Raw genomic sequence first — 20,142 nt, forward strand, 5'->3', positions numbered from 1 at the left:
CGCTATCCGGGCGGACGCCCGTACGTAAGGGGGTTCCCGGTATCGGTTTGGGCGGGGCCTGGCCGGATCACATCTTTACGACGATGCGCGCGATAGGTCTTTCCTACGGTGATATGGGAGGCTTTGGTCGTGACTGATAACGGACAAATCCGGGTATTCCTGCTCGATGATCACGAGGTCGTCCGGAGGGGCGTGCACGACCTGCTCTCGGTCGAGGACGACATCGAGGTGGTCGGCGAGGCCGGCACCGCCGCCGAGGCGCTCACCCGGATCCCGGCGGTCCACCCCGACGTCGCGGTCCTCGACGTCCGACTGCCGGACGGCAACGGGGTCGAGGTCTGCCGCGAGATCCGGTCCCGGCTGCCGGAGATCAAGTGCCTGATGCTGACCTCGTTCTCGGACGACGAGGCGCTGTTCGACTCGATCATGGCGGGCGCCTCCGGCTACGTCCTGAAGGCGATCCGCGGCACCGACCTGATCACCGCCGTCCGCGACGTCGCGGCCGGCCGCTCGCTGCTCGACCCGGTCGCCACCAGCCGGGTGCTCGCCCGGCTGCGCGACGGCGGCGAGAAGGAGGACGAGCGGCTGTCCCAACTCACCAAGCAGGAGCGGCGGATCCTCGATCTGATCGGCGAGGGGATGACCAACCGCCAGATCGGCAACGAGTTGCACCTGGCCGAGAAGACGGTGAAGAACTACGTCTCCAGCCTGCTCGCCAAGATGGGCATGGAGCGACGCACCCAAGCGGCCGCCTTCGTGGCGCGACACCAGGCCGATCACCAGTACTGACCGGGCAGTTTCACAGACCTGACGGTTTGTCAAGGACCCCCGCCAGGGGGCCATAACCTCTGGCTGTGACTTTCAGCCAGACCCTCGCCTGCGCCCCGGCCCGCCCCGACCTCTCCGCACCACCGATAGGGACCCTCAGCCCGCCCGTCCCGCACAACGCTCTCACCGAGGTCCTGGCCCGCTACCGGGTGGGGCGCCTGCTGACCGCCGAACCGGTCGCCGAAGGCCTGCTGAACCGGGGGTACCGGGTCACCACCGAGGCCGGCGAGTACTTCCTGAAGTGCTACGTCGACACCGCCACCGCCAGCCGTCCGAAGATCCTCGCCCACCACCGCGCGATGGCCGCGCTGAACACCCTCGGACTGCCCGTCGCACCCCCGCTGGCCTGCGCCGGACGCTCGGGCACGGTGGCCTCCTGGAGCGGCCGGATGTTCGCCCTCTTCCCCTGGGTCGACGGCCGGCACCGGCACGGCACCGAGCTCGACCCGTCGCAGTGCGAGGCGCTCGGCGCGCTGCTCGGCCGACTGCACGGCGCGCTCGACGACGTCTGCGCCCCCTTCGAACAGCCCGCCGGCTACCTCAGCGCCGACCCCGCCGACAGCGCCGGACTCGCCCGCGACCTGCGGCGCAGCGCCCGCGAGCACCGCCCGTACGGCGAACTCGACGCACTCGTCGAGCAACGGCTCACGGAACGGCTGGAACTGCTCGCCGACCACGCCCACCGCCGCCCCGCCCCGCAGGCCGCCCCGCCCACCGGCTGGACCCACGGCGACTTCCACGGCCTCAACCTGCTGTACGGCGAGGGCCCGGAGGACGGCCGGGTCGCGGCCGTCCTGGACTGGGACAAGCTCGGCCCGCAGCCGCGCGCCGAGGAGGCCGTCCGCGCCGCCACGCTGCTCTTCAACGACCGGGTGTCCGGCACCCTCGACCTGGTCCGGGTGCGCCGCTACTCCCAGGCCTACCGGGCCTGCGGCGCAGCCACCGCCGAGCACCTGGCCGCCGCCGCCCACCGGGTCTGGTGGGAGCGGCTGAACGACTTCTGGATGCTGCAGTGGCGCTACCAGCGGGCCGACCACCGGGCCGACCCGCTCTACCCCGCCTCGGCGGGCCAGTTGGCGTGGTGGTGCCAGGAGTACGAGCAGGTCCTGGACGCCTTCGCCAACTGACCGCGCCGCCGGCCGACCGCGTCAGGTCCCGGCGGGCAGCGTCCCCGTCGGCTTCGGGTCCGGCTTCGGCGGCGGGTTGGTGGGCGTGCTGCCCCCGCCGCCCGAGGTCGGCGTCGACCCGCCCGTCGACCCGCCCGTCGGGGTCGCCGACGCGCTGCCCGTCTGCGTGTGGGTGGCGCTCGCCGTCGGCGTCGGGGTCGGCGTGTGCTTGCTCGAACTCGGCGACGGCGACAGGTTGTTGCCGGTGTTCCCGCTGTTGTTCCCGCTGTTGCCGGTTTCGGTCGGCTGCTGCGGCTTCTTACTGCCGGAGACCGTCGCCGGCGGGCTGGGCAGGCCGCTCTGCGAGGGCGCCGTCGTCTCGGTCGTGCTGACCACCGGGGCGGGCGTCGGGGGCACGACGTGGTCCTTGTTGCCGCCGTCGCCGCTGAGCGCGAACGCGATCCCGGCACCGGCCGCGACCAGCACCGCGATCCCGCCGGCCACCCAGGCCCACGGCCCGCGCCGCCGGCCGTGGTCGTGGTCGTGGTCGTGGTCGTCCCCGTCACCGCCGTCGCCGCCACCGCCGTACGGGCCGCCGGACGCCGGGTAGGGCGTGAAGGGGGTGTGCGGGCCGCCCGTCGAGTAGGGCAGCACGGAGGTCTGGTCGCTCGCCCCGACGGCACCGAAGGCGGCGGTGGCCGCCGTCTGGTCCGGCCGGAGCACCTGGGTGGCGCCGCTGTCGCCCGGGACGCCGGCCCAGCCCGCCCCGCCCGCGCCGTGCATCTCGCGCAGCGCGTGCTGCACGTGGGCGCGGAACTCGTCGGCGTCCTGGAAGCGGTCGTCCGGGTTCTTGGCGAGCGAGCGCAGCACCAGCGGGTCGAGGCCGACCGGCACCCGGCTGTTGGCCTGCGAGGGCGGCACCGGCGGGTCCTGGACGTGCTGGTAGACCACCGAGAGCGGGGTGTCGCCGGTGAACGGCGGGCGCAGCGTGAGCAGTTCGTAGAGCATGCAGCCGGCCGCGTACAGGTCGGAGCGGTGGTCGACCGGCTTGCCGAGCGCCTGCTCGGGCGAGAGGTACTGCGGGGTGCCCATGACCATGCCGGTCTGGGTCATCGTGGTGGCTCCGCCGGTCAGCGCGCGGGCGATGCCGAAGTCCATCACCTTGACCGCGCCGGTGGTCGTGATGATCACGTTGGCGGGCTTGATGTCGCGGTGGACGATGCCGTTCCGGTGACTGTAGGCGAGCGCCTCCAGCACCCCGGCGATGATGATCAGCGCCTGGTCGACCGGCGGCGCCTCCTCGTCCGCCAGCAGCTCGCGGACGGTCCGGCCCTCGACCAGCTCCATCACGATGTACGGCGTGGACTCGTCCCCGACGTACTCCTCGCCGGTGTCGTAGACCGAGACGATCGAGTGGTGGTTGAGGGCCGCGACGGCGTGTGCCTCGCGGGTGAACCGCAGCCGGGCGACGTCGTCCTGGGCCAGCTCGCCACGCAGCAGCTTGACCGCGACGGTGCGGCCCAGCCGCACGTCCTCGGCCGCGAACACCTCGGCCATGCCGCCGCGGCCGAGCCGGTGGGTCAGCCGGTAGCGGCCGTCGCCGACGGTGCTCAGCGGCGCGGCGGTGCCGCGGCCGGGGGTGTGCGGGCCACCGGCCCCGGTGAACGGCGGCAGCCCCGAGGTCGCGGCCTGGCTGCCGGGCTCGGGGATCCTCGGCGTTCCGCCGGTCCGGCCGGCCGCTCGGGCACCCGCGTCGTCGTCCGGCTGCTGCGTCTGTGCCATCGCTCCTCGCCCCGGGCGTTCGCTCGGATCGCGGTGCCCTGTCGCTTACGTATCCCCGAACGCTACCGCTTCCCGGACGCGACCGTGGCACCCGCGAACCGGCCGGAAGCCGTCAGAGCAGGCCGTTCCGGTCGGCCGGGAGGTCCAGTACCAGCACGTCGGCGGGGCGCTCGCCGCCGGCGTGGCTGTACTTGCCGCTGGTCTTCTTGTCCGCGTTGTTGACCACGATCGCGATGATGATTCCGGCCAGCACCAGCACGCCGATGATGATCCCGACCACGACCACCGCGGTCGAACAGCCGCCGCCGCTGGGCGCCTTCGGCTGCTGGTACGGCGGCATCGGCTGCGGCATCGGCTGCTGCGGCCCCCCTTGCTGGAGGAACTGCGGGTGCGGCGTGTGCGGGGCCTGCGGACGCGGCGTCTGGTAGGCCGGCGGCGGGGTCTGGTACTGCGGCTGCCCGCCCTGCTGCAGGTACTGCGGCTGCGGCGTGTGCGGGGCCGGCGGCGGCGTCCGGTAGGCCGGCGGCGGGGTCTGGTACTGCGGCTGCCCGCCCTGCTGCAGGTACTGCGGCTGCGGCGTGTGCGGGGCCTGCTGAGCCGGCGGGGCGGCGTGCACCGAGCGCGGGCCCTCGTTGATCACCAGCGGGGTGCTGGCCTGGAGCTTGTGCCCGTTGCCGCCGCCCTTGGCGGCCTCGATCAGCCGCTCCGCCTCGTCCCGCATCGCCGCCGCGCTCTGGAACCGGTGCGCCGGGTCCTTGCGCAGCGCCTGGGCGACGAAGGCGTCGACCTCGGGGGTGATCGAGCGGTTGACCGTGGAGGGCGCCGGCGGCTCCTCCTGGACGTGCTTGTAGGCGATCGAGAACGCCGAGTCGCCGTCGAAGACGAGCTGGCCGGTGAGCATCTCGAAGAGCATCACGCCGACCGAGTAGAGGTCGGAGCGGGCGTCCACCGGCTTGCCGAGCGCCTGCTCGGGCGAGAGGTACTGCGGGGTGCCGACCACCATGCCGGTCTGCGTCATCGACGTGACGCCGGATTCCAGCGCGCGGGCGATGCCGAAGTCCATGACCTTGACATTGCCCTTGCGGTCGAACATGACGTTGCCGGGCTTGATGTCGCGGTGCACCAGGCCCATGTCGTGCGAGGCCTCCAGCGCGTTCAGCACGCCGACGGTGACCCGCAGGGCCGCCTCGGTCGGCATCGCGCCGTACTGGCCGATCGCCTCGTTGATCGCCTCGCGCAGGCCCTGCCCGTCGATCAGCTGCATGACGATGTACGGCGTGCTGGAGCCGTCCGGCGCGATGTCCTCGCCGCTGTCGTACACCGTGACGATGTTCGGGTGCTCCAGCCGGGCCACCGCCTGGGCCTCGCGGCGGAACCGCTCCTTGAACGAGTCGTCCCGGCCCAGCTCGCTGTGCATGCTCTTCAGCGCGACCTGCCGGTCCAGCACGCTGTCGTAGGCGAGGTGCACGGACGCCATGCCGCCCTCACCCAGCAGCCGCTGCAGCACATAGCGGCCGTTGCCCAGGGAGAAGCCCTCGACCGCCGCGTTGCCGTGCTCGCTCATGGTCCTCTGCTCCCCCTCGGCGCGGCCGTGCTGCCGCCACCGTGACGTTCGGTCTCGTCCGTGCGTGGTGGGCCCGGCCCGCGGGCCTGGCGGACCCCTGTCGCGGCGGCTCGACCGGCCTGCGACAGGGGTCAGGGTATCGGCTCGCGCCGACGGTGATCGGCCCAGGGCCGATCCTGGGCCCGGGCCGTCGGCACCGGATCCCGGCGGCGCGGCCCGGGGGCGGATCGTCGTGGTACGTCCGGTCGGGCGCCCGCCCGTCCCCGCCTGGCGGGTGCCGGCTCAGGGCCGGTCCTCGACAGACCCTAGAGGTACGGGCCGGAGCGGATTCCGCGGCCCTGGCCGGGCTCGTCCTCGTCCTGGTCGCCGCCGTGCAGGCCGGGCGGCAGCGCCCGCCGCATCTGCTCCAGCTGGGCCCGCGCCGCCATCTGCTGGGCGAACAGCGCGGTCTGGATGCCGTGGAACAGCCCCTCCAGCCAGCCGACCAGCTGGGCCTGGGCGATCCGCAGCTCGGCCTCGGTCGGAATGGTGTCCTCGGTGAACGGCAGCGAGAGCCGCTCCAGCTCGGCGACCAGCTCCGGCGCCAGGCCGAGTTCGAGTTCCTTGATCGAGCTCGCGTGGATGTCCTTCAGCCGCACCCGGCTCGCCTCGTCGAGGGGCGCCGCCCGGACCTCCTCCAGCAGCTGCTTGATCATGCTGCCGATGCGCATGACCTTGGCGGGCTGCTCGACCATCTCGGTCACCGGGAGCTCACGCGGCGCGTCGACCTCGTCGTCCCCGTCACCCATCGGACCGGCGAAGCCCTGGCCCACGGGCAGCCCGTCCGGTCCGACGATCAGCACCTTCTGGCCGTCGTGCGACTGCCCGCCGGCGGCCTGGTACGGCTCCTGCGACGAGCGCTCGTTCATCGGATTCGTCATGAACAACATTCTCTCTCACTGGGGTTGGTCGGGCGGAAGCCCCCGTTCGTCCCGCCGGCCTGCGCCACCCGTGACGAAGGTACGCCTCCGCGCGCGGCGCGGGAATCCGTACGGGTACTCAGATCCCGCGCCCCGCGGACCGCCCGCCCGCCGGCGGTCGCCCGCACCGCTCCCGGCCGGTACGGCCCCACAACCCGCACCGAACCTCCACTCCCGCACCGTGCCCGCCCGCCCCACCGGGCACCGTCCGCGGCTCAGCCCTTCCGCAGCCGCAGGCCCACCAGCCCCAGGCCGCAGCCGATCAGCCCCAGGCCGACGCCCAGCGGCAGCTGGGTCGTGGAGGCGTCCTGCCAGCGGGCGGGGAGGACCAGGGGCACGGCGGCCGCTGCGACGGCGTCCGGGGCGACGCCGACGGCGACGGCGTCACCGGCGGCCGCCGGATCCGGGGCGGACGGGTCGGCCTGCGGCTGGTCGGCCTCGACGCTCTGGTCCGCGGCCTGCTCGGGAGGCTGGTCAGGAGCCTGCTCGGGGGCCTGGTCGACGGCCTGGTCGGGGGCCTGCTCCACGGCGGCGTCGGAGCGCTCCGGCAGCGACGCCGGGCGGTGCCGGTGGGGCTGCGGGAAGTCGCCGTCCGCGTACGGGCGGGGCACCGGGTGCCGCGGCGGCGCGGCCGCGGGTGCGTGCACGGCCGAGGAGGTCGCGGCCGTCGGCCCCGCCCCGGGCTCGACACCCGCCGCGTCGCTCGCCTCCGCACTCGCCCCGGCACTCGGCGTGGCGGACGCGCCCGCCCCCGCCGGAGCAGCGGACGACGGGACCGAGGACGGCGCGGTCGGCGCGGTCGGCGCGGGGGAAGGCGGCGGAGACACCCCCGCCGAGGGCCCCGGCAGCGCCGCCGCCGCCGTCGCGGCGGCCAGCGGGAGCGTGAGCCCCAGCACTGCCGCCGCGAACAGCCGCTGGGCGCGGCCCCCGGCCGGGCGGCATCGGGTGCAACGGCGGTGCGGCGCCGCGGGCAGCGGTCCGAGGAGTGCGTGCGGTGATGCGGCCACGGTCGGAGTCCTTCCGACGGCCGACCTCGCCCGGGGGCGGGGTCGGCGGCGGGACAGCTCCGGATCAGCCTCGCACGATCCGACAATCCAGTCATTTCGGACACCGCCACACCGGTCACAGGCGGCCGCCGAGGCCGCCGGCTCAGGCCGTCAGCACGACCTTCCCGACCTGCTCCCCGGCCTCCAGCACCCGGTGCCCCTCGCCCGCGTCGGTCAGCGGCAGCACCCGGTCCACCACCGGCTTCACCACCCCGGACTCCACCAGCGGCCACACGTGCTCCCGCACCGCCGCCACGATCGCCGCCTTCTCCGCGAGCGGCCGCCCGCGCAGATTGGTGGCGATCACCGCGGCGCGCTTGCGCAGCAGCGCGTTGAGGTCGAGCTCGCCCTTCACCCCGCCCTGCAGCCCGATGATCACCAGCCGCCCGTTGACCGCCAGCGCGTCCACGTTCCGCTGCAGGTACTTGGCGCCCATGATGTCCAGGATCACGTCCGCCCCGGCCCCGCCGGTGGCCTCCTTGAGCGCCTCGACGAAGTCCTGCTGCCGGTAGTCGATCGTGATGTCCGCGCCCAGCTCGGTGCACCTGGCGAGCTTCTCGGCACTGCCCGCGGTGACCGCGACCCGCGCCCCGACGGCCTTGGCCAGCTGGATCGCCATGGTCCCGATGCCGCTCGCGCCGCCGTGCAGCAGCACGGTCTCGCCGGGCCGCAGGTGCGCGGTGAGGAAGACGTTGGACCACACCGTGCAGGCGACCTCCGGCAGCGCCGCGGCCTGCTCGAAGGACAGCCCCTTGGGCACCGGCAGCAACTGCCCGGTCGGCACCGCGACCAGCTGCGCATAGCCGCCGCCGGCCAGCAGGGCGCACACCTCGTCGCCGACCGCCCAGCCGGACACGGCCGGCCCGAGGGCGACGATCCGCCCGGCGCACTCCAGCCCCGGGTACGGCGAGGAGCCGGGCGGCGGGTTGTAGAAGCCCTGCCGCTGGAGCAGGTCGGCACGGTTGACGGCGGTGGCCGCCACCTCCACCAGGACCTCGCCCTCGCCGGGCACCGGGTCGGGCACCTCGGCCCACACCAGTGCCTCGGGGCCGCCGGGTACGGGAATCGTCATCGCATGCATGGCTCCGAACCTACTGCCCGTCAGGGCGGTTCGAGCGGCAGGGCCCGCGTCAGCCGGTCGACTTGATGACGATCACCCGGTCGGTGAGCTGCAGCACGGCGGCCTCCGGCTCGGTGTAGTTGAGCACCCGTCGGCCCCGGACCACGGCGACCACCAGGTCCTCGCAGGCGCGCGGGCTGTGCCCGGCCTCGGCCCGGGTGACCGGGCGTTCCACCACGTCCAGCCCGTTCCCGTAGGTCAGCAGGTCCTCCATCACCGCCCCCGCGTGCGGGCTGAGCATCGACAGCCCGAGCAGCCGCCCGGCCGAACTGGAGCTGGTGACCACGACGTCGGCGCCGCTCTGCCGCAGCAGCGGAGCGTTCTCGTCCTCCCGCACGGCGGCGACCACGGTGGCGGTGATGATCAGGAACACCACGCGCAGCGGGGTGATCAGGAAGATGTTGCCGAGCCGGGCGCTGTCGCTGTACGGGGTGATGTCCCCGTACCCGGTGGTGGAGAGCGTCACGGTGGCGTAGTACGCCGCGTCCAGGAGGCTGAGCCCACCCCCGGCGTTGTCGTTGTAGCCGTCCCGGTCGAGGTAGACGATCAGCGTGGTGGCGGCCAGGACGGCGAGCGCCAGCAGCAGCCGCGAGCCGACCTGGCGCACGGCGGGCTCGGCCCGGCGGGCGGGCAGCACGATCCCGGCGTCCGCCCACGGCTCGGTCCCCGGCGCGACGGTGCGTCGCAGCCGACTCATGCTCCACCGCTCCACCGCTCCCCCGGCTGCCCGGTCACGGCAGCTCCAGCAGCTCGACCGTCTCCCCCGGTGCCACCCCGCCGGGCGGGACCACGGCCAGCGCCTCGGCCCGGGCGAGTCCGCGCAGCATCGCGGGTCCGTCGAAGGCGAGCGGGACGACGCCCGCGGCCGTCCGCCGGACGGGCTGCAGCCGGGTGTCCGCCGGGTGCCCGGGCAGTGCCGCCGCGGCGGGTGCGAGGGCGGGGGCGCCGACGGTCCGTCCGCTGCGGGCGTGCAGCAGCGGCAGGGCGAGCGTGACCGTCCCGGCGACGGCGGCCAGCGGGTTGCCCGGCAGGCCGACCAGGTGGCGCCCGCCGGGGATTTCGGCCAGCAGCATGGGGTGCCCGGGCCGGACGGCGACGCCGTCCACGACCAGCCGGGCACCGGCCTCGGCGAGCGCCCGGTGCAGGAAGTCGACCGGCCCGGCGGCCGTTCCACCGGTGGTGACCACGACGTCGGCGGTGGAGTGTCGCAGCGCGTCCCGGAGCAGCCCGAAGTCGTCGCGGACGTACCGCACTTCGGCGACCTCGGCGCCGGCGGCCCGCAGCCAGGGCGGCAGCAGCGGCCCGAGCGCGTCCCGCACCAGGCCCGGTCCGGGGATCCCGGCAGCCAGCAACTCATCGCCCAGGACGAGCAGTTGGACGACCGGGCGGCGGTGGACCAGCAGCCGGTCGTGACCGCAGGCGGCGGCCAGGCCGAGCACGGCCGGCCCGACCGGGACGCCCGCCGGCAGCAACTCCTCGCCCCGGCGGCACTCCTGGCCGCGTGGACGGACGTCCTGGCCGGTGGTCAGCGGGCACGGTCCGCGGTCGTGCAGCAGCGTGCCGTCCGCCCGCCCGTGCTCGCGGCGCAGTACGGCGGTGGCACCGGGCGGCAGTTGGGCACCGGTGGCGATCTCCACGGCGGTGCCGTCGGCCAGCGGCGCCGGCGCGGCCGGTCCGGCCAGCAGCCGCCCGCTGACCCGCCACGGGCCGGGCCCGGCGACCGCCCAGCCGTCCATCGCGGAGGTGTCGAAGGCGGGCAGGTCGGTCAGCGCGCCGAGCGGCTCGGCGAGGGTGTGGCCCAGTGCCTCGGCCGGCGGCAGCTCGACCCCGGGCAGCGGGCGCAGCCCGGCCCGGCGCGCGGCCTCGCGGGCCCGGGGCCAGCTCAGCAAGCCGGGGCCGGTCGGCGGGGCGGCCACGGTGGTCTGCCCGACCGCGCTCACCGCTCGCCCGGCTGCTGCTGCGCGTCCGCAGCGGCCGGCCCGCCGGCGCCCCACCTCTCGGCGAGTGCCTCGGTCCGTCGGGCGGCCTCGGCGACGGCCTGCGCACCGCCGCCCCGCTGGGCGGCCGCGTAGCCGATCAGGAAGGCGGTCAGCGGCGCGGCCGGCCGGGCCACTCCGTGCGCGACCACCCGGGCCATGTCGAGCAGACCTCGGACGTCCACGTCCAGGTCGATGCCCAGGTCGGCCTTGACCTCGGTGATCCAGTCATCCAGCGTGCGCTCCATGCGCCCATGCTGCCTGATCGGCGGTTTCCCGGGGGTGTTCACCCCGTGTGCGGGGCGCGTCGTTTCCCTCACAGCCCGGTGCCGGGCACAGTGAGGTTCAACCCCGGTCGCGCTCCCTGGCCTGCTCCAGGTCCTCCCAGGTGTCGCAGTCGTACGCGACGTTGTCGGTGTCGGCGACCAGCAGCCGGGCCAGGCCGCCGACCAGGCGGCGCAGCGGCTGGCTCGCCGGGTCGCCGAGGACGGCGAGCGCGGCGCGCAGCGGGGCGGTGCGGTACGCGGCGGCGAGCGGCTGGTCGCGCCCGCCGGCGTCGACCAGTACGGCGGCATCGACGGCCGGCCCGGCGTCGTCCAGGGCGGCGGCCAGCCGTTCCACCGTCCGCCGGTCCAGGAACGGCAGGTCGGCGGCGAGCAGCAGCACGGTGTCCGCGGTGACCAGGTCGAGGCCGGCGGCGACGGCGGCGACCGGCCCGCCGCCGGGCGGCTGCTCCCTGGTCCAGCGGACGCCGGTGTGCCCGGTCGGCCGGGCCGGGCCGACCACGACGGTGGTGCGGGCTCCGGTGCAGGCGGCGAGCACCCGGTCGAGCAGGGTGGTCTCGCCGACGGTCAGCCCGGGTTTGTCGGCCCCGCCGAGGCGCCGCGCGGCCCCGCCGGCCGGGACGATCACGTCGTACGGCGTCATGGGGCCAGTATCCGCCCGGCCGTGCCGAGCTTTACTCGGCCGGGTCGTCGTCCTCGACGATCTCCGCGTCGATGATCCCGTCCTCCGCCGTGGCCCGGGCGGTGTCGGCCGCCGCGCGGGCGGTGTTGGCCGCCGCGCCCAGCTCCAGGATGACCGGCAGCGTCAGCTCCCCGTACCGCTCGTTCACGGCCGTGACCAGGGCTTCCGGGTCGTCCGGGTGCTCGGCCAGCAGCCGGTCGAAGTCCCGCAGGTACTCGCCGGTGAAGGCGAGCACCTGGGCGGCGTCGTCGCCGTGGTCGGGGGCCCGGTGCCCGGCGATCACCCGGTCCACGCCGAGGTCGGCGATCCGGCCGAGGTTGTGCCCCCAGGTGGCGCGCTGGGCCGGGGTGGTGTCGGCGGTCCAGACGTGGGTGCCGTTGTAGGCGAAGTCCCCGGCGATCACGGTGCGGATGCTCGGCACGTGGACGACCGTGGAGTTCTCGCAGTCGCCCTGGCCGAGCAGCAGGACGGGGATCACCTGGCCGTCCAGCATCAGCGGCTGGGGCAGCAGCGGGGCGGGGATCAGCGGGTGGTCCGGGATGTCGTCGCCGTACACCGGCTTCCACTGCGCGACCTTGGCGGCGGCGGTACGCTCGATGCCCTCGATGACCGCCGGCGCGGCCAGCAGCTGCGCGTCCGGGAAGAGCTTCAGCACCTCCTCGGCGCCGAAGTAGTGGTCCGGGTGATGGTGGGTGACCACGATGGCGAGCAGCCGGCGGCCCTTGCCCGCGACCCACTCGGCCAGTTCCCGCCCGGCGCTGCGGGTCAGCTGGGCGTCGACCAGGATGGCGGTCCGCTCGCCCAGGATCAGCGCGGAGGTGGCGAAGACGGCCGACTCGGGGCCGGTGAACACGGCGACCTCCAGCGGCCGGGCCGGGCGCTCGGCGTCCGGGAACGGGGCGGCTCCGGCGTCCGCACGCTCTGCGCCGGCGCTCTCCTCGGGCGGGGACGACTTCACGGGCTGCTCCCTCTGGTCGGCGATCGGATCTCCTGCGCCCTACAGCATGGGAGCAGCGGTGCCCGATCGCACGGAAGGCGCGCCCGGCGGGGCGCGCCTTCGGACTCACGTCACACCGCGGCTCGGCGGCAGGCTGTCAGCGCTTCGCGCCGCGCAGCCGGGCCAGCCGGGCCAGCCGGTCGGCCAGACCCCAGGAGGTGACCCGCCAGAGCGCCTCGACCACGATGTTGCGGCTCATCTTGGAGGCGCCCAGCTCGCGCTCGACGAAGGTGATCGGCACCTCGGCGACCTTGAAGCCCGCCTTCACGGTGCGCCAGGCCAGGTCGACCTGGAAGCAGTACCCGGCGGAGGCGACCTCGTCCATGCCCAGGCCGAGCAGGGTCTCCTTGCGGAACGCGCGGTAGCCGCCGGTGACGTCCCTGATCGGCACGCCCAGCATCAGCCGGGAGTAGGTCGAGCCGCCGCGGGAGAGCAGCAGTCGCGACTTCGGCCAGTTCACGACCCGGCCGCCGGGCACCCAGCGCGAGCCCAGCACCAGGTCGGCGCCGCGCAGCGCGCCCAGCAGCCGGTCCAGCTCCTCGGGCTGGTGCGAGCCGTCCGCGTCCATCTCGACCAGGACGTCGTAGCCGTTGTCGATGCCCCAGCGGAAGCCCGCGAGGTAGGCGGCGCCCAGGCCTTCCTTGCCCTTGCGGTGCATGACGTGCACGTTCGGGTCCTCGACGGCCAGCTTGTCGGCCAGCTCGCCGGTGCCGTCGGGGCTGTTGTCGTCGGCGACCAGCACGTGGGCCTCGGGCACCGCGGCGCGGACCCGGCCGACGATCCGCTCGACGTTCTCCGCCTCGTTGTAGGTCGGGATGATCACGAGGACCCTGCCGAGATCAGCAAAACTCTGCTGGTTCACGGTCACGTACACCTCTCGGCCGATGGCGGGGAATCTCAGAACACCGTCGCCCGCACTCGGAACGCGGCTCCACCGGCAGCCCTCCGACGGGGTGACCACGGTGGAGAACTGCGCACAGGGCGGACACTTCTGCGTCCTGGCATCCTACTACCGCGCCCGGGAACCACCGGTCCGCCCATGGCACTCCCACCGGATGCCCACCGTTTCCCCGTGTGTGACGCCGTTCGGCTAGGGTCGATGCCCTTGCCTGTGCCCGGACCGCCAGCACCGCCGGGCCCGCCCCCGGCGATCCGGCACACCCGCCCAGTCAGCGAAGGAGTAGGACCGCGCGCATGGACAGGCTCGTCAACACCGTCCGCCCGTACGCCTGGGGGTCGCTCACGGCCCTGCCCGAGCTGCTCGGACAGCAGCCGACCGGTGAACCGCAGGCCGAACTGTGGATGGGCGCCCACCCGGGCGACCCGTCCCGCGCCGACCGCGGGGACGGCCCGCGCCGACTGGACGACCTGATCGCGGCCGACCCCGAGGGCGAACTGGGCGCCCCGTCGGTGGCCAGGTTCGGCCCGGCCCTGCCGTTCCTGTTCAAGGTCCTCACCGCGGGCATCCCGCTGTCGATCCAGGCCCACCCCACGCTCGACCAGGCCCGGGCCGGCTTCGCCGCCGAGAACGCCCTCGGCATCCCGCTGGACGCCCCCGAGCGCAGCTACCGGGACGCCAACCACAAGCCCGAGATGGTCTGCGCGCTGGGCGAGTTCGAGGGGCTCTGCGGCTTCCGCCGGCCCGCCGAGGCGGCCGAGCTGATGGCCCGGCTCGGGCTGCCCGAGCTGGACCCGCTGATCGACCTGCTGGGCGTCGAGGACGAGACCGAGGCGCTGCGCGGCACCCTGGCCGCCATCCTCACCATGGACGACGAGACCGCCCGGAAGACCATCGGGGAGACCGCCGCGGCGCTGGCGGAGCACGACACCGGCGATCCGGACTGGTACTACGCCCCGTACGCCCGGATCGCCAAGGACTTCCCGGACGACCGCGGCGTGATCGCCGGCATGCTGCTCAACCACTTCCGGCTGCGGGCCGGCGAGGCGCTGTACCTGGGCGCCGGGGTGCCGCACGCCTACCTGTCCGGCGTCTGCGTCGAGCTGCAGGCCAACTCCGACAACGTGCTGCGGGCCGGCCTCACCCCGAAGCACATCGACGTGCCGGAGCTGCTGAAGGTCGTGGTCTTCGAGGCCGGCTCCCCCGAGCTGGTGGCCCCCGTGCGGGTCGAGGCCACTCCGGGCGAGGAGCTCTACCCCGTCCCGATCGACGAGTTCCGGCTGTCCCGCTTCGCGCTGGACGGCGTCGAGCGCGAGATCGACGGCCGCACTCCGCAGATCCTGCTCTGCACGGAGGGCGCCGCCCGGCTGACCGCCGCCGACGGCACCGTCCTGGACCTCGCCCGCGGCCAGTCCGCCTTCCTCCCCGCCACCGGCGCTCCGACCCGCCTCTCCGGCACCGGCACCACGCTCTTCCGCGCCACCGTCACCGTCTGACCCGCGGCCGGGGCCCGGCCTGACCAGCACTCAGGCCGCGCAGGGCGGGCCGTAATTCGGTTGACCCCGCCACGGTTCGCGACTGCACTGTGGCGGGGCACCGCGGTCCGTGGTGCCGTGATCCAGGGGAGGCTGCGGCAGCAATGGAAATCCGTCCGACGACCGATCAGGACCGGGATGTCTTCGTCGACACCCTCCACGCCGCGTTCGGGCTCTTCCCGGGGACGCCGAACGAGGACGGCGGCGGGGTCTGGTGGGCGGCGACCGAGCTGGACCGCAGCCTGCTCGCCGTCACGGCGGACGGACGGCCCGTCGGCACCGCCAGCGCGCACTCCCTCGAACTCACCCTGCCCGGTGAGGTCGTCGTCCCGGCCGCCGCGGTGAGCAACGTCGGCGTCCTGCCCTCGCACCGGCGCCAGGGCGTGCTCAGCGCGATGAAGCGGCACCAGCTCACCGAGCTGCGGGCCCGCGGCGAGTTCCTCTCCGTCCTGCTGGCCTCCGAGGCCGGGATCTACGGCAGGTTCGGCTACGGACCGGCGACGTACACCCAGCGGCTGACGGTGCAGCGCCACCAGGCCGGCCTCGCCCTCCCCCGGGCGCACGGAGCGGCCGACGCCCGGGCGACCGGCTCGGTCGAGGTGCTGAAGCGTGCCGACTGCGGCGAGATCCTGGAGGAGGTCTACGACCGGTACCGCCGCGCCCAGCCCGGCGCGCTGTCCCGGCCGCGCCGCTGGTGGGCCCTGGGTGCGGGGCAGCCCCCGGTCGCCCCGGCGCCGCGCTACATCGCCGTCCACCGGGACGCGGACGGCGTCCCGGACGGGTACGCCTGCTACTCGCGCGCCGACGACACCCTGACGGTCGACGAGATCATCGCCGTCGACGACACGGTCCACACCGCCCTGGCCCGGTTCGCGCTCGGCCACGACCTGGTCACCCAGATCGTCTTCAAGCACTTCCCGCCCGAGCACCCGCTGCGCTGGCAGTTCGAGGACTTCCACGCCGGCTCACTGAGCAACCACGGCGACTGGCTCTGGGTGCGGCTGCTGGACGTCCCACGCGCCCTCACCACGCGCGGCTGGCTCACCGACGGCGAGCTCGTCCTCGACGTCGACGACCCGTTCCTCGGCGAGCACGGCCGCCACCTGCTGACCGTCCGGGACGGCAAGGCCGAGTGCGTCCCGACGGACCGGGAGCCCGACCTGTCCCTGGACGTGCGCGACCTGGGCGCGGTCTACCTCGGCGGCACCGCCCCGAGCACCCTCGTGCGCGCCGGCCACATCCGGGCCCACCGCCCGGACGCGGCCGCCCGCGCCGACGCCCTCTTCCGCACCGAGCGCCCCCCGCACTGCCTGCACTGGTTCTGACCTTCCGGCCCCGCCGGGCCCCGCCGACCGCAGGGCCCGGCCCGGCCCGACGTGGCTGTAGGATCTCGCGGCTCGTGTCAGAGACCACCGCTGTGACCTGCGGTTCCCGGATCTGTCTCACCAGCTGTTGGGGTTGATCAGTCTCACCACGGTGGCGGATCCCCAAGGCCAAGCTCGTTACTCGTCCTCGTCGTCGAAGTTGTAGGGCGGGATGGTCCATCGCATCACCATCTCGCCCGCCTCGTCGGCTTCGAGCGTGACCGGATATACCTGGTCGGCGTCCCGCTCACCGCGGTGCCTCATCGAGTGGTCGCCCTGGTCCCATTCGATGCCGAGCACCTGGCAGCCACCGACCTTGATCGCTCCAGCGCGGAGCGGATGGTGCCACCCGGCTCGCCGGAAGCGGTAGAAGTCGGTGTGCTTGTCGATCGAGACCATGAGGCCCTTGCCGTGAAGGCGGTCGCGCCAGGCGGTGAGTTCGGCCGCGCGCGCGGCTGCCTCGGCCAGCGGGAGGTCGAGCCACCCGTGCGGTCCGTCGACGCCGTACTGCGCGATCCGCTCGCCACCGAACTCGGCGTGTGCGTCGTCCGCGTACCGGCCCCAATAGGTGACATCGGCGAGCCCGTCGGCCGGCTCGTCGTTCATCCCCGTCCAGGCGTCCAGCCCCGCAGCGTCGCCAATGACCATGCCGCACCGGTCGACGGGCAGGTCCCCAAGCGGAATCGGCGCCGACCGGTCCGCGGCCTCGGGCCACTTGTGACCGAGGCTGATCTCCAGAGTCGCGATTGTCGGCCCCTCATCGAACGGGGACGGCGAGGTGCTCGCCCTCACCCTCAACGGCCGATCGGCGACGGCCGGGACCGCGACCGCCTCGCACAACCACTCGCGAAGATGGCCTCCTCCCGACGACGCCGCCGCCCTGGCGCGCCCGGACAAGGGCTGCCCGAGCTCCCGCCAGTAGTCGATCCACCCGGCCATGCCGAGCACCAGCACGCCGGACGGCGCATCGACGGATCCCAGGTCAATGAAGATCTCAGGCATACGCCGATTGTGCCGTCCGGTACGACACCGTGATCCGCTCGGGTGGGTGATGGAAGTGGCCACCAACAACGTGGTTGCGATGGACGAGGTCGAGCGGCCGGACTCCGGAGCATAGCCCGGTGCGAGGACGTACTGATCACCCTCGTCCTCGCGCCCAAACATCGTGCCTCAACGCAGGATCGAGCTGTCATACGGCGCCTTGGTCACCCTTTGGGTTCGTACGCAGCAGCCGCTCGACGACGCGTACGAATACCGTTACGTTCCGAATCATGTCACCGGCTTCCCGCGGGGTGACAGAACCACGGATGCCAGCCTCAGCAGCAGCCCTTTTTCGACTGTGTGCAGCAAAGTACGCCGCCCACTCCGTCAGCTCAGGTGCCGCAGACGGCAGGATCTCCCATGCGCTGCGGATGGCGGGCCGCGAACGTCCCCTGTTGGCTGGCCGAACCGCGAGTACGGCTGCCGTGGCACGCAGTGCAGCGAGGTGCCCTACAGAGTAGATATCAAGCGGATCAGACATGCCACGCGCCCGGGCTAGGGTGCGCTGAGCATCCCTGAGGAGGTCAAGCGCTGCCGTGGGCAGAGCCGTCGACGCCGGTTGACTATCCTGCCTTCTCCAGCGGTCCCAAAACGTCCGATTCCGTTCGCTACGCGCCGCTCCGTCCATAGTTTGTGTAGCCGGAGCCTCGGGCTGTGATTCCGATCGCTCCGTTGAAACCGGCTCCAGCGGGGGCGCGGGTCGAGGATTCTCCTCTGCCTGTTGCCGCTCTAGCAAGTGCGCCACGAAACCAGCCGCCGAGTCAGACGTCGACTCCGCCACACGGCTGCTCAGGGAAGTACTCAGAACCCGGTCCGACCTCCAATCATCGCGAGGGCTGGCAATCCGCCGCCACGCGGCGTACCAAGTATCAAGATCGGACCTTTTGCCAGGATTGCACCCAACAAGGAATGCTCGTACCTGGCCCCAATCAGCGGGAAACCGAGCCTCAGGCGAGAGCATCCGGTGAGCCTTGCTCTTGGTGATAGGCAGCGGACAGGTGGCTGAGTTACTCGCGATCGCCCGCACTGACGGGTGGCCAGCCTCTCGGTAGTAGGCACGCAGGCCCCTCATGAACTCGCCACGTGTCTGCATGTAATCGGGATGGGGAGCAACAGCAGGCAGGTGCCGACGCGGGGTGGAAACTGAGGCTATGGGCGGCGCCTGGCCCTGGCTAGCAAGGGTCTGCTGCGTCCGCTGCCGCTGGCGAGCAGCCTGCAAAAGCCGGCGGGCGTGCGCAACCTTGTAGGGGCTCGCCTCACACGCAGTGAGGTATCCCTCAACGGTTTCCACCCGTGGCAGGTGATCTCCTCGGTCAGCCCGAGAGAGCGTGGCGGCCGAGCAGTAGCGCAAGCCACCGAGCTTCGCCGCCATCTCCATGTACGTGATGTCAGTGCCGTCAGGTCGCCGACGGAGCCGGCGGAGGAACTGCGCGAGTTCCTCCGCCGGCCCGGTCTGGACCACGGCCTTTCTACGGCCAGCCATCAGCTCAGATCCGGCGCAGCTGCCAGTTCAACCGGACACGGCTACGCAGAGCCCGCTTAGCGAGGTAGCCGACCCCGGCGGTAACAACCGCGGTGGCGGCGGCCGAGGCGGACGGCCCCTCCAGCGCGGTCGGCCTAACGAGGTTCAAGATCGCGATCAAGACGATCACGATCAGGACCCCAACAACCCCGATGGGGACGCTGCCGCGCGAACGCGGGCGCGAGATGCTCCTGGACAAATGGAACGCCCTTTCCCTTTTGCACTTGTCGATCACTCAGCACGTGTCCAGCGGCTTGCAGGCCGCGACCTGACGGACACTCACGATGCTCTCAACGGGTGACCCATATCGCAAGTTCCAGAATTCAATTAATTCAATCCGTCCCACTTTTACGCACAGAGATACCCGGCTCTGGCCAGTCGGAGTTCCTCTATTTCTGCAGGTGGGACCCATTTTGATCTTGATCAATTAATTCAGAGTTGGCGACAGGTGTCCCACCTTGTCTTGCTACGCTGGGGCCTCGGTCCGGATCGTGGGATCCGTCGACTGGCTTCCCTGGCTTGTCGGTTGCTCAGCACAAGGGGATGGGCGTGGCCGTTGCAGCGGTCCGCCTGCGCCGGAGTACACCGGCGATATGGAGTCGTATCGGCTCCTCATGGGCGAGTGGGGCTGCCGGGACATAACCGGCGCCCCATCGCCATTGACCAGGATGGCACGTAGCACACCCGTACGAGGCATCTCGGCAGAGCCACGACTGACAGTCTTGGTTCATGACTGTGCGTCGCATCGGAAGATCCGGATTGCCCTGAGCACCCTCCTTCCCAGGGGGGTCAGCGTCATGGGCCGGCCGCGTTCGGCTCTGACCAGCAGCGGCCCGCCAAGCTCTCGTTCGATTCGGTTGATCTGCGCGACGAGGGTGAACGTGTTGAGATCGAGGCCGCTCGCCGCCGCGCTCAGGCTGGGGTAGGCGGATGCGGCCGCGAAGCGGCTCAGGCGTTCGCTGGCTCCCTGACCGCTGAGTGCCGGTCGGAGGACGTGCGGCGCTCGGTGGACCTGGTCGGCAGCGCGAAGTGCCTGGCTGTGGCTGGCTCCTCCGCGTGATCGCAGCGGGACGTCGTGGGTCTTGGCCCAGCGCGCCATGTTCGCGGTGCTCATGCCCTTCTCGCGTGCGAGGTCTGCAAGGGTCCGGCGATGGTTGACGTACTGCTCGATCAGCCAGTCCCGTTCGATGGTTCCTCGGAGCTTGTAGTCCTTTGGGCCGTCGCGGAGCGGGATGCCGTACTCGCGCGCGAGGCCGGTGAGCACGCTGCGGGAGAACCCTGTGAGGGCGGCGATCTGGTTAAGGGACTGGTGCTCGTCCAGGTAGAGGCGGACGAAGGTCGGGCTTTGCCCTATTTCGTAGACACTCGCCTGCTATGCGACTAGTTCCAGGTTAGTGACGCTTCTGGCGTGCTGCCGTTCGTAGTCGACGGGACTGCG

At 72.8% G+C, this 20,142-nt stretch carries 17 protein-coding genes and 1 pseudogene; 5 read left to right on the forward strand and 13 right to left on the reverse strand.

All coding sequences use genetic code 11. From position 1 onward, the window contains the following. The first annotated feature begins 129 nt into the window (after window positions 1–129). Complete coding sequence (locus OP86_RS21760) at window positions 130–789, forward strand: response regulator (protein WP_030057761.1); 660 nt, start codon at window positions 130–132, stop codon at window positions 787–789. 65 nt (window positions 790–854) lie between these two features. Continuing rightward, window positions 855–1,955 (forward strand): phosphotransferase, encoded by a 1,101-nt coding sequence (locus OP86_RS21765; protein ID WP_078589382.1) that lies wholly within the window; start codon window positions 855–857, stop codon window positions 1,953–1,955. 21 nt (window positions 1,956–1,976) lie between these two features. Here OP86_RS21765 and OP86_RS33010 read toward each other — a convergent pair whose 3' ends face one another. From OP86_RS33010 to OP86_RS21820, 10 genes and pseudogenes are all read right to left on the reverse strand, one after another. Beyond that, a complete protein-coding gene (locus OP86_RS33010; RefSeq protein ID WP_078589384.1) occupies window positions 1,977–3,716 on the reverse strand; it encodes a protein kinase domain-containing protein in 1,740 nt (579 codons plus the stop codon). 112 nt (window positions 3,717–3,828) lie between these two features. Further along, the gene (locus tag OP86_RS21775) at window positions 3,829–5,280 is read right to left on the reverse strand and encodes a protein kinase domain-containing protein (protein WP_063832425.1); all 1,452 of its coding nucleotides are present in this window, start codon (window positions 5,278–5,280) and stop codon (window positions 3,829–3,831) included. A gap of 305 nt (window positions 5,281–5,585) precedes the next feature. Then, complete coding sequence (locus OP86_RS21780; RefSeq protein WP_030057766.1) at window positions 5,586–6,200, reverse strand: bacterial proteasome activator family protein; 615 nt, start codon at window positions 6,198–6,200, stop codon at window positions 5,586–5,588. Between the two features lie 254 nt (window positions 6,201–6,454). Beyond that, window positions 6,455–7,246, reverse strand: a complete 792-nt coding sequence (locus OP86_RS36780; RefSeq protein WP_157849804.1) for a hypothetical protein — start codon at window positions 7,244–7,246, stop codon at window positions 6,455–6,457. 142 nt (window positions 7,247–7,388) lie between these two features. Continuing rightward, window positions 7,389–8,366, reverse strand: coding sequence for an NAD(P)H-quinone oxidoreductase (locus OP86_RS21790; protein ID WP_030057768.1), 978 nt, complete (start codon window positions 8,364–8,366; stop codon window positions 7,389–7,391). A 49-nt stretch (window positions 8,367–8,415) separates the two neighbouring features. Further along, the gene (locus tag OP86_RS21795; RefSeq protein WP_051830388.1) at window positions 8,416–9,102 is read right to left on the reverse strand and encodes a potassium channel family protein; all 687 of its coding nucleotides are present in this window, start codon (window positions 9,100–9,102) and stop codon (window positions 8,416–8,418) included. Window positions 9,103–9,136: 34 nt separating this feature from the next. After that, complete coding sequence (locus tag OP86_RS21800; protein ID WP_234435073.1) at window positions 9,137–10,345, reverse strand: molybdopterin molybdotransferase MoeA; 1,209 nt, start codon at window positions 10,343–10,345, stop codon at window positions 9,137–9,139. After that, a pseudogene (locus tag OP86_RS39235) lies at window positions 10,342–11,308 on the reverse strand (NTP transferase domain-containing protein). The gene OP86_RS21800 and the pseudogene OP86_RS39235 overlap by 4 nt, the downstream one beginning before the upstream one ends. 31 nt (window positions 11,309–11,339) lie before the next feature. Beyond that, window positions 11,340–12,305 carry an MBL fold metallo-hydrolase gene (locus tag OP86_RS21815; RefSeq protein WP_051830391.1) on the reverse strand — a complete coding sequence of 322 codons (966 nt, stop codon included), beginning with the start codon at window positions 12,303–12,305 and terminating at the stop codon, window positions 11,340–11,342. Between the two features lie 136 nt (window positions 12,306–12,441). Then, window positions 12,442–13,212, reverse strand: a complete 771-nt coding sequence (locus OP86_RS21820) for a polyprenol monophosphomannose synthase (RefSeq protein ID WP_199815234.1) — start codon at window positions 13,210–13,212, stop codon at window positions 12,442–12,444. A 326-nt stretch (window positions 13,213–13,538) separates the two neighbouring features. Between OP86_RS21820 and manA the strand changes: the two genes are divergently transcribed. Continuing rightward, on the forward strand, window positions 13,539–14,738 hold the full coding sequence (gene manA / locus OP86_RS21825; RefSeq protein ID WP_030260169.1) for a mannose-6-phosphate isomerase, class I: 1,200 nt from the start codon (window positions 13,539–13,541) through the stop codon (window positions 14,736–14,738). Window positions 14,739–14,881: 143 nt separating this feature from the next. After that, complete coding sequence (locus tag OP86_RS21830) at window positions 14,882–16,102, forward strand: GNAT family N-acetyltransferase (protein WP_030057777.1); 1,221 nt, start codon at window positions 14,882–14,884, stop codon at window positions 16,100–16,102. Between the two features lie 177 nt (window positions 16,103–16,279). Here the strand turns inward: OP86_RS21830 and OP86_RS35035 are convergent, their stop codons facing one another. Together OP86_RS35035 and OP86_RS39045 are read right to left on the reverse strand one after the other, a co-directional pair. Next, window positions 16,280–17,143 (reverse strand): hypothetical protein, encoded by an 864-nt coding sequence (locus OP86_RS35035; protein ID WP_030057778.1) that lies wholly within the window; start codon window positions 17,141–17,143, stop codon window positions 16,280–16,282. Window positions 17,144–17,330: 187 nt separating this feature from the next. Beyond that, a complete protein-coding gene (locus OP86_RS39045) occupies window positions 17,331–18,665 on the reverse strand; it encodes an SAV_6107 family HEPN domain-containing protein (protein WP_078589386.1) in 1,335 nt (444 codons plus the stop codon). Between the two features lie 92 nt (window positions 18,666–18,757). Between OP86_RS39045 and OP86_RS21845 the strand changes: the two genes are divergently transcribed. Continuing rightward, a complete protein-coding gene (locus tag OP86_RS21845) occupies window positions 18,758–18,976 on the forward strand; it encodes a hypothetical protein (protein ID WP_030057779.1) in 219 nt (72 codons plus the stop codon). A gap of 455 nt (window positions 18,977–19,431) precedes the next feature. Here the strand turns inward: OP86_RS21845 and OP86_RS21850 are convergent, their stop codons facing one another. Next, entirely contained in the window at window positions 19,432–19,968 is a 537-nt protein-coding gene (locus OP86_RS21850; protein ID WP_030260173.1) for a helix-turn-helix domain-containing protein, read from the reverse strand. Window positions 19,969–20,142 lie beyond the last annotated feature (174 nt).

The sequence above is a fragment of the Streptomyces novaecaesareae genome (genome assembly GCF_000716875.1).
Classification (GTDB): domain Bacteria; phylum Actinomycetota; class Actinomycetes; order Streptomycetales; family Streptomycetaceae; genus Kitasatospora; species Kitasatospora novaecaesareae.